1 protein-coding gene is annotated in these 255 nt (G+C 56.9%); it reads left to right on the forward strand.

Annotated elements, in window-relative coordinates:
* Positions 1–33: 33 nt before the first annotated feature.
* The coding region (locus SB847_RS21620; RefSeq protein WP_410578741.1) for a sugar phosphate nucleotidyltransferase at positions 34–255 on the forward strand (222 nt) is incomplete at its 3' end.

The following is a 255-nucleotide window of genomic DNA, read 5'->3' on the forward strand; positions in this document are numbered from 1 at the left end:
CCTGATCGATCAGATTCTTTCCTGAACTGGACCATGCGCAAAGGCATAATTCTGGCCGGCGGCTCCGGCACGCGGCTCTACCCGATTACGTTGTCGGTGTCGAAGCAGTTGCTGCCCGTCTTCGACAAGCCGATGATCTATTATCCGCTCTCCACGCTGATGCTGGCGGGGATCCGGGACATCCTGATAATCTCGACGCCCGAAGATACGCCGCGTTTTGCAGAGATGTTGGGCGATGGCAGCAAATGGGGTTTG

The organism is Bacillus sp. SIMBA_026, from assembly GCF_046535335.1.
GTDB lineage: Bacteria > Bacillota > Bacilli > Bacillales > Bacillaceae > Bacillus > Bacillus velezensis.